Raw genomic sequence first — 6,200 nt, forward strand, 5'->3', positions numbered from 1 at the left:
TTTCTAACATAATGAACCCCGAAAGTTTTTTGTCTAACTTTCGGGGTTCATTTCACTTGATGAGTTCCAACGCCTTATTCTCTGCTGCTTCCATCACTTCGCGCTCCCCAGGCCCTTTGTCGTTGATGCCGCAAAGGTGGAGGATTCCGTGGATGATGACGCGGTGCAGCTCTTCTTCGTAGGTTTTATGAAAGAGTTCCGCATTGGTGCGGACGGTGTCGAGTGATATAACCAGGTCACCGTTGAGCACATCGTCCTCGCAATAGTCGAAGGTGATGATGTCGGTGTAATAGTCGTGGCCCAAGTACTCGCGGTTGACCTGCAGGATATGCTCGTCGTCGCAGAACAGATAGCCCACCTCGCCTACCTTCTTTTGATAGGTAGCAGCCACGGCGCGAATCCATGCGGTGGTCTCGCGTTTCTTAATGGCAGGCATCTTGACATTCTCGCAATTATAGGTAATCATTTCTTCTTTGCATTTTATCGTTTCGGCAGAAACGGTTCCACGTCCACACCAAAGTGCTGCAACTCTCTCACCATGCTCGACGAGACAGACGACAATGCCGGCTCGCTATACAGCAGGATAGTCTCCACCTCGCCGTTGGTCAGCTGACGGTTCATGTCGGCCTGTTCGCGCTCATATTCAAAGTCCTTCACCGAGCGCACGCCCTTTACTATGAAGCGGGCACCCTCCTCACGGGCAAAATCGATGGCCAGGCCGTAATAGGGCTTCACCTCGATGCGAGGCTCGTCGTGATACAGGTCTTTGATGGCCTTCATCCTTTCTGCAGCAGGGGGGATGCCAGGTTTAGACACATGATCGCCCACCACGCCAATGACGAGGTGGTCGAACAATGGAAGTGCTCGGCGCACGATAGAATCGTGGCCAATGGTAAAGGGGTTAAAACTCCCCACGAAGATACCTGTTTTCTCTTTCATGGGTGCAAAGGTACGGAAAAAACTTCAAAAAATTACTTTTTCTTGAAAGTATCTTCCGAAAGCTCCTTAAAGAAGTCGTGTTTCAGGATGATGCTGAATTTCTGCAGCAAGCCGGTGTTAATAGACTCACGCTCGAAAATGTTGTAGACATTGGTGCGCTCACACTCAATTTCCTTTGCAATGGCAATGACCGATACTTTCTTCTTGGCCATCACTTCTTTAATTCTTTGTCCAATGTGCATAGTAGTTGTTGTTTTAATTTAAGATAATGTAATGTGATTATAATATAGGATTAATAGTATGACTTTGGCCCAGCCTGTCCGATGAATCACTCGTCAAACAGACCGGGTTGTTGTATGCCGCCAGAATATGGGTTGCGACCAAAGTGGCGATAGGCCAACTCGGTGACCATACGCCCTCGGGGGGTGCGCTTAATGAAGCCCTCCATGATGAGGAACGGCTCGTAGACCTCTTCCACGGTGCCCGCATCCTCGCCCACGGCAGTAGCTATGGTGGTGATGCCCACAGGGCCTCCGCGGAACTTGTCGATGATGGTCAGCAGTATCTTGTTGTCAATCTCGTCGAGACCGTATTTGTCGATATTCAGGGCCGTCAGCGCTATCTTGGATATCTTAGTGTCGATGGCGCCGTTACCCTTCACCTGAGCAAAGTCACGAACACGACGCAGCAGCGCATTGGCGATACGGGGCGTTCCACGAGAGCGGCCTGCAATCTCCAGACAGGCATCTTCCGTGATGGGCACACCTAGGATGCCAGCCGAGCGTTCGATGATACGACTCAGCGTCTCGGGGTCGTAGTACTCCAGATGCATGTTGATGCCAAAACGGGCACGAAGCGGGGCTGTGAGCAGTCCGCTACGAGTAGTGGCTCCCACCAGCGTGAAGGGATTGAGGTCAATCTGGATAGAACGTGCCGAAGGTCCCTTGTCGATCATGATGTCGATGCGGTAGTCCTCCATCGCACTATAGAGGTACTCCTCCACCACTGGCGACAGGCGATGTATCTCGTCGATAAAAAGTACGTCGCGCGGCTCCAGCGAGGTGAGGATGCCAGCCAAGTCGCCTGGCTTGTCGAGCACAGGACCGCTGGTAATCTTGAAGCCAACACCCAGTTCGTTGGCAATGATGTTGCTAAGCGTGGTTTTGCCCAGTCCGGGAGGGCCGTGCAGCAATGTATGGTCGAGCGGCTCGCCGCGATATTTGGCAGCCTCAACGAACACTTGCAGATTCTCTACAATTTTCTGCTGTCCGCTGAAGTCGCCGAAATGCAACGGCCTGAGGGCATTCTCAAAGTCTTTCTCGCCCCCGCCGGCATAGCGCTCTTCCCTGATGTCAAAACCTTCTTCAATCATATTATTGGTGCAAAGATAATAAATTATTTTGATATTACAAAAAAAATGACTAACTTTGTGGCCTAAAACTGAACAAAATTATTACGAAACTATCATATAATGAAAACCAGACTACTATTTTTCACAATGCTTTGCGCCTTAACAGGGCAGGCACAACCAAGACAGGAGCAGCTGTTGCAGGACGACTGGCAGTTCTCACGTGACCAACAGACATGGCAAACGGTGAGCGTGCCCCACGACTGGGCCATCAGCGGACCCTTCGATAAGAAATGGGACCTTCAGACAGTGGCCATCACCCAGAATGGCGAGACGCAAGCCACGGAGAAGAGTGGCCGCAGTGGGTCTCTGCCCTGGATAGGTGAGGGCTATTATCAGCGCAGATTCACCATTCCATCGGATTTTAAAGGCGCTGCCGAACTAGTGTTCGATGGCGCGATGAGCGAACCGACCATCTTTGTGAACGGTAAAAGGGCAGGCTCATGGCGTTATGGCTATAACACCTTCCGCATTGACATCACATCTTTTATTAAAGAAGGTGAGAATAAGTTGGAGGTGGAATTAAGAAATAGGGAAGAGAGTTCGCGCTGGTATCCTGGTGCTGGCATCTACCGTCCTGTGAAGTTAGTACTCACACCGACGATACATATTGATGACTGGAGTCTTTTTGCGCGTACTTTGACAATTGGTAAGGGTAAGGCGGAATTGGAAGTGGACATGCAGGTTCTTCCACATTGGGATCTGGATGATCATCAGGTAGATGTACCTAAAGGTGAGGGTGTGCTATATCCTGTAACAAACAACTTTTCTTTTACGCTGCTTGATGCTGAAGGAAACGAAGTGGCTTCCTCTGGTTCCGTAGGCTTTTTCTATAATGCTCATGCAAGGCTCACGGTGAAAGATCCGAAGCTATGGTCGCCAGAGTCTCCTTACTTGTATAAACTGGTGGCACGATTCGGTATGGACCATGTCGTTTACGATGAGAAGACGGTAAACGTGGGCATCCGCACCGTCCGCGTGTCGAAGGAAAAGGGCTTTCAACTCAATGGCGTAACCCGCAAATTGAAGGGTGTCTGTCTGCATCATGATCTGGGCCCCCTGGGAGCTGCTGTTAATAAGGCTGCTTTGATTCGTCAGATCAAGATCATGAAGGACATGGGTTGCGATGCTATCCGCACCTCGCACAATATGCCGAGTCAATGGCAGATGGATGTCTGCGACTCACTGGGCATGATGGTGATGGCCGAGAGTTTTGATATGTGGATCTATCCTAAGTGTAAGAACGGCTATTCCCTGTTTTTTAAAGACTGGGCCGATAAGGATATCACTAACTTGATAAGAGCTAACCGCAACCATCCGTCTATCGTGATGTGGAGCATCGGCAACGAGATTCCAGAGCAGGGTAGTGAGGAGGGCCGACAGATAGCCATCCGCCTGCAAGGACTCTGTCATAGTCTTGACCCCACACGTCCTGTGACGCAGGGCATGGACCGCATCGATAACGCGATGGCCAGTGGTTTCGCACAGGCTATGGAGGTGCCAGGCATGAACTATCGTCTGCATCGCTATCAGGCAGCCTACGACCGTTTGCAGCATGGTTTCCTGCTAGGGTCCGAGACCGCCTCAACAGTATCATCACGCGGCACCTATTATTTCCCCGTAACGCCCACCGATAGAGGTGTTCATTCTGACGGACAGTGCTCGGGTTATGATGTGGAGTGGTGCTCATGGAGCAATCTGCCCGATGACGACTGGATGTGGCAGGATGATAAAGACTGGGTCATTGGCGAGTTTGTGTGGACGGGCTTCGACTACTTAGGTGAGCCCACACCTTATGATGAATACTGGCCTTCACGCAGTTCTTACTTTGGCATCTGCGACTTGGCAGGATTGCCCAAGGATCGCTATTATCTCTATCGCTCGCATTGGAATAAAGATGAGCACACCATCCACTTGCTGCCTCATTGGACTTGGGGAAAAGACAGAGTAGGACAAGTGACGCCAGTCTATTGCTATACCGACTATGATGAGGCCGAGCTCTTTGTAAATGGCAAGAGTCAGGGTCGCATCAAGAAGAACCCCAAGGAGCGTCTCGATCGCTATCGCTTGCGTTGGAACGAGGTGAAATACGAGCCAGGCGAGGTGAAAGTCGTTGTCTATGATGCCAATGGTCAGGCCGCTGGCGAGAAGGTCATACGAACAGCTGGCAAACCTGCCGCCCTGAAAACAGAAGTTTGGACTCAAGCCCCAAACCTCAAATCCGACGGTCAGGACCTGGCCTTTGTCACAGTGAGCTTGGTTGACAAGAACGGTACTTTGATTCCTGATGCAACCGACCAATTAGACTTCGAGGTAAGCGGAGCAGGTACGTTCAAGGCTGTCTGCAATGGCGACGCCACCTCATTGGAAGTTTTCACGGAACCCACCATGAAACTCTTTGCGGGTCAGCTGGTAGTGGTTTGTCAGGCAGGCAAAGAAAAAGGCCAACTCACACTTACTGTCAAGGACAAACAGCGTAAACTGACCAAGAAGACAAGTATCCCAGTAGAATAAAAAAAGCCCCTCCGCTGGAGGGGTTTTTCGTATATCGTTTCGTTTATAGTTTTTCGCCAAAGCAGAGGTCGCCGCAGTCGCCGAAGCCTGGTACAATATACTTGTGCTCATTCATACCAGGGTCAATGGCTGCGCACCATAGCGTGACATCATCGGATACGCTTTTCTGTAACATTTCAACACCCTCTGGCGTGCCAATAACGCTGGCAATATGTACCAGATGAGGCTTGCCAGTTTTCAGAAGTGCCTCATAGGCTGCTACCATCGAGCCACCCGTTGCCAACATGGGGTCAACGATGATAACGGTCTTGCCTTTTACGCTGGGCGAGGCCATATATTCGGTATGGATACCCACCTCAGTATGTTCACGATTTGTGTACATACGGAAGGCCGACACAAAGCCATTCTCGGCATGGTCGAATACGTGCAGAAAGCCTTCGTGGAAGGGCAGTCCAGCACGCAGCACCGTAGCGAGCAGTACCTCGTCCTTAATCAATGGAATGTCGATAGTACCTAGGGGGGTGGTCACTGTCTTTGGCTTATAGGTCAGAGTTTTCGAAATCTCATAGGCCATCATCTCGCCAATACGCTCAATATTGTTGCGAAACAATAAGCGGTTTTTCTGATAACTCTTGTCACGAATCTCAGCCATGAAATGATTGATGACCGAGTTCTGTTCTGAGAAATTGATAACTTTCATAATCGTCTGATTTTTGCTTGTTTGTAGGTGCAAAGATATGATTTTTTGCGCGATAATTGTAATCTGCGGGTTGCAAAACCATCTTTGTGGGACAACTTTTGAGATACTTTAACATAAAAACGCCTGTGTGCGCACAAAATATTCTTAAATAATGAAGAGTGAATAAGAATTATTTCGTACCTTTGCACCCGTTAAAATAGAAGAAAGTATATTTTTTAAAATAAATCAAAAACAAATGGCAAAGTTAGATTTGACACAGTATGGCATCACCGGTTCTACCGTGATAGCTCACAATCCGTCGTATGAGACTCTCTTCGCAGAGGAGACAAAAGCTGGTCTGACTGGTTACGACAAGGGTCAGAACACCGAGCTCGACGCTGTTAACGTTATGACTGGTATCTACACCGGCCGTTCACCTAAGGACAAGTACATCGTAAAGGATGCACAGAGCCAGGACAAGGTATGGTGGACAACTGAGGAATACAAGAACGACAACCACCCAATGAGCGAGGAGGTTTGGAAGCAGGTTAAGGAGATCGCTATCAAGGAGCTCTGCAACAAGGAGCTTTACGTAGTTGACGCTTTCTGCGGTGCTAACGAGGCTACACGTCTGGCTGTTCGCTTCATCGTTGAGGTAGC

General features: G+C 49.6%; 7 protein-coding genes. 2 read left to right on the plus strand and 5 right to left on the minus strand.

Translation table 11 applies throughout. The features are described 5' to 3' along the window. Positions 1-52: 52 nt before the first annotated feature. The 4 genes from ybeY to ruvB all read right to left on the minus strand — a co-directional run bounded on the left by ybeY (position 53) and on the right by ruvB (position 2,308). Complete coding sequence (gene ybeY, locus Q0R57_RS14315; RefSeq protein WP_294749121.1) at positions 53-466, minus strand: rRNA maturation RNase YbeY; 414 nt, start codon at positions 464-466, stop codon at positions 53-55. A 14-nt stretch (positions 467-480) separates the two neighbouring features. Continuing rightward, positions 481-939 (minus strand): pantetheine-phosphate adenylyltransferase, encoded by a 459-nt coding sequence (gene coaD, locus Q0R57_RS14320; RefSeq protein ID WP_294749123.1) that lies wholly within the window; start codon positions 937-939, stop codon positions 481-483. A gap of 32 nt (positions 940-971) precedes the next feature. Beyond that, positions 972-1,151 carry an XRE family transcriptional regulator gene (locus tag Q0R57_RS14325; RefSeq protein WP_294749125.1) on the minus strand — a complete coding sequence of 60 codons (180 nt, stop codon included), beginning with the start codon at positions 1,149-1,151 and terminating at the stop codon, positions 972-974. 116 nt (positions 1,152-1,267) lie between these two features. Next, positions 1,268-2,308: a Holliday junction branch migration DNA helicase RuvB gene (gene ruvB, locus Q0R57_RS14330; RefSeq protein ID WP_294749132.1), complete on the minus strand. Its 1,041-nt coding sequence runs from the start codon at positions 2,306-2,308 to the stop codon at positions 1,268-1,270. Between the two features lie 102 nt (positions 2,309-2,410). Here ruvB and Q0R57_RS14335 point away from each other — a divergent pair, with 102 nt between their 5' ends. Continuing rightward, on the plus strand, positions 2,411-4,861 hold the full coding sequence (locus Q0R57_RS14335) for a DUF4982 domain-containing protein (protein ID WP_294749126.1): 2,451 nt from the start codon (positions 2,411-2,413) through the stop codon (positions 4,859-4,861). Positions 4,862-4,904: 43 nt separating this feature from the next. Here Q0R57_RS14335 and upp read toward each other — a convergent pair whose 3' ends face one another. After that, positions 4,905-5,561, minus strand: coding sequence for a uracil phosphoribosyltransferase (gene upp, locus Q0R57_RS14340; RefSeq protein WP_294749127.1), 657 nt, complete (start codon positions 5,559-5,561; stop codon positions 4,905-4,907). Positions 5,562-5,796: 235 nt separating this feature from the next. On the opposite strand from upp, the gene Q0R57_RS14345 reads away from it, so the two are divergent. After that, on the plus strand, positions 5,797-6,200 hold a 404-nt coding region (locus tag Q0R57_RS14345; protein ID WP_294749129.1), incomplete at its 3' end, for a phosphoenolpyruvate carboxykinase (ATP).

Source organism: uncultured Prevotella sp. (genome assembly GCF_946407605.1).
Lineage (GTDB): Bacteria > Bacteroidota > Bacteroidia > Bacteroidales > Bacteroidaceae > Prevotella.

Excerpts from the sequence above, each read along its gene's own strand:
- Q0R57_RS14325 (WP_294749125.1), bottom strand. The coding sequence starts at position 1,151 with ATGGCCAAGAAGAAAGTATCGGTCATTGCCATTGCAAAGGAAATTGAG.
- coaD (WP_294749123.1), bottom strand. The coding sequence starts at position 939 with ATGAAAGAGAAAACAGGTATCTTCGTGGGGAGTTTTAACCCCTTTACC.
- ybeY (WP_294749121.1), bottom strand. The coding sequence starts at position 466 with ATGATTACCTATAATTGCGAGAATGTCAAGATGCCTGCCATTAAGAAA.
- upp (WP_294749127.1), bottom strand. The coding sequence starts at position 5,561 with ATGAAAGTTATCAATTTCTCAGAACAGAACTCGGTCATCAATCATTTC.
- Q0R57_RS14335 (WP_294749126.1), top strand. The coding sequence starts at position 2,411 with ATGAAAACCAGACTACTATTTTTCACAATGCTTTGCGCCTTAACAGGG.